1 protein-coding gene is annotated in these 3,038 nt (G+C 73.5%); it reads left to right on the forward strand.

Going from position 1 to position 3,038, the window contains the following annotated elements; genetic code table 11:
• The coding region (locus ABB07_RS40340; protein ID WP_208904028.1) for a beta-ketoacyl synthase N-terminal-like domain-containing protein at nt 1-3,038 on the forward strand (3,038 nt) is incomplete at both ends.

A 3,038-nucleotide genomic window follows, 5' to 3' on the forward strand; every position in this document is an offset into this window, starting at 1 on the left:
AGGACACGGTGGAGGCGTTGTACGCGGACGGGTTCCGGGCGTTCGTGGAGGTCAGTCCGCATCCGGTGCTGACGGCCGGGGTGCAGGACACGGTGGACGAGGCCAGGGCCGATGGCGTCGTGGTGACGGGGACGCTGCGGCGTGACCGTGACGATCATGTGCCGTTGCTGACGGCGGTGTCCACGCTGTTCGTGCACGGTTACCCGGTGCGCTGGCCGGCGCGGGTGCCCCCGCACGCGGCGCCGCCGGCCGGGCTTCCGACGTACGCCTTCGACCACCACCCCTACTGGCTCGACACGCCGGCACCGACCGGTGGCGCGCAGACCCAACGGCACCCGTTCGTGAGCACCGTGGTCGACCGGGCCGACGACGGCAGCCTGGTACTCGAAGGAGCTGTCTCCCGCACGGCCCAGCCCTGGACCAGCCAGCACGCCCTGGACGGCACCCGGCTCCTGACCGGCGCCGCCCTCGCCGAACTCGCGCTGTACGCCGCCGACACGGCCGGCCTCGACCACGTCGAGGAACTGGTGCTCACCCGGCCCCTCGTACTGCCGGACGACGAGCACACCGCCGTCGCCGTGCAGGTGGTGCTGGCGCCGCCCGCGGACGACGGCCGCCGGGCCTTCGCCGTCCACGCCCGCACCGGCGACGGGCAACAGAGCTGGGAACAGCACGCCGAGGGCACCCTGTCCCGCGCCGCCGAAGCCACGGACGACGACCAGCCCCTGGGCCCGCCCGCCGCCTGGCCGCCCACCGGTGCCGAACTCCTCGCCACACAAGGCCTGTACGCGCACCTCGCGGATCTCGGGGTGACGTACGAGGAGACCTTCCGCGGCGTGCAGGCCGCCTGGCGGGACGGTGACACCGTGTACGCGGAGGTCGCCCTGCCCGAGGACATCCCCGTGCCCGACGACGGCACCGCCGCCTTCGGCATCCACCCGGTGCTGCTCGACGCCGCCTTGCACCCGCGCGCGCTGCTCGACCGGACCCCTGCCGACGTGCTCATGCCGTTCGTGTGGTCCGGGGTCACGCTCCGGGCGACCGGGGCACGACTGCTCCGCGTGCGGATCGCACCCACGGCGGACGGGAGTACCGTCTACCTCACCGCGACCGACCCCAGCGGCCGGGCCGTCGTGACCGTCGACGGCATCACCCTGCGTGCCCCCGCCCCGTCCGACCTTGCCGCACCGGCGGCGAACCGGAGCACCGAGGACCACCGGCTGGTACCCCGGCCGCGGCGCCGGGTCGCCGAACAGGCGGGGGACGGTGGCGGTGGCCTGGCAGGCCGGCTCCGCCGCCAGTCGGAGCGCGAACAGCGCGCCACACTCAGCGACCTGGTCCGGGACGAGGTCGCAGCCGTCCTCGGATACGACAGCACGGCCACCCTGGCGGCAGACCGGGCCTTCAAGGACCTGGGCTTCGACTCGGTCCTGGCGGTCGAGCTGCGCAACCGCCTCGCCCGCGTCACCGGTCTGCGGCTGCCCGCGACCCTGGTCTTCAACCACCCCAACCCGGCCGAGCTGGCCGCCCATCTGCACAGCGAACTCCTCGCCCCGGCCGGCGCCACGACCGAGGACCGGGGCGCGGCACGGGACGCCGGCGCGGCGGAGGCCGACGACCCTGTCGTCATCGTCGGCATGGCCTGCCGTTACCCCGGCGGCGTGCGCTCCCCCGAGGACCTCTGGCAGCTCGTCGCCGAGGGCCGTGACGCCATCTCGGAGTTTCCCGAGGACCGCGGCTGGAACGTTTCCGCGCTCTACGACCCGCACCTGTCGTCCCCCGGGACCACCTCCACTCGGCACGGTGGATTCCTGTACGACGCGGCCGAGTTCGACGCCGACTTCTTCGGGATCAGCCCGCGCGAGGCCACCGCGATGGACCCACAGCAGCGACTCCTCCTGGAGACCTCCTGGGAGGCGCTGGAGTCGGCGGGCATCGACCCCGCCACCCTGCGCGGCTCCGACACCGGCGTCTTCACGGGACTCATCTACACCGAGTACGGGGGGCGGTCCCGGCTCGGCCGGCCCGACGCGGAGGTGGAGGGCTACCTCGGCACCGGCAGTGCGGGCAGCGTCGCCTCCGGCCGCCTGTCCTACACGTACGGCTTCACCGGCCCGGCCCTGACCGTCGACACGGCCTGCTCGTCGTCGCTGGTGGCGCTGCATCTGGCGGCGCAGTCGCTGCGCAAGGGCGAGAGCAGCCTGGCGCTCGTCGGCGGTGCCACCGTCATGGCGACACCGGACATGCTCATCGAGTTCAGCCGCCAGCGCGGACTGTCCCCGGACGGCCGCTGCCGTGCCTTCTCGGCGGACGCGGACGGCACCGGATTCTCCGAGGGCGTGGGCCTGCTGGTCGTGGAGCGGCTGTCGGACGCGCGACGCAACGGCCACCCGGTGCTGGCCGTCCTGCGGGGCTCGGCCGTGAACCAGGACGGCGCCAGCAACGGGCTCACGGCGCCGAACGGCCCCTCCCAGGAGCGGGTGATCCGCCAGGCCCTGGCCTCGGCCGGGCTCACCCCGGGCGAGGTGGACATGCTCGAGGCCCACGGCACCGGGACACGATTGGGTGATCCGATCGAGGCGCAGGCGCTGCTGTCGACGTATGGGCAGGGTCGTGAGGTGCCGTTGTGGCTGGGTTCGGTGAAGTCGAACATCGGTCATGCGCAGGCGGCTGCTGGTGTGGCGGGTGTGATCAAGGTGGTGGAGGCGTTGCGGCGTGGGGTGTTGCCGCGGACGCTGCACGCGCAGACACCGACGGGGCAGGTGGACTGGTCCAGTGGTGCCGTCTCGCTGCTGACGGAGTCCCGGCCCTGGACGACCGACGGACGCGCACGGCGCGCCGGAGTCTCGGCCTTCGGCATGAGCGGCACCAACGCACACGTCATCCTCGAGTCCGCGCCGCCGCAGCCCCAGCCGGCGCCCGAGACCTCGGAGACCCTGCCCGTCCCGCTGATCCTCAGCGCCCGCACAGCCCCCGCACTCACCGCACAGGCCGGCAACCTCGCCGCATATCTCGAAGCAGGCGAGCACGAAAGCGCG

The sequence above is a fragment of the Streptomyces incarnatus genome, assembly GCF_001027185.1.
Classification (GTDB): domain Bacteria; phylum Actinomycetota; class Actinomycetes; order Streptomycetales; family Streptomycetaceae; genus Streptomyces; species Streptomyces puniciscabiei.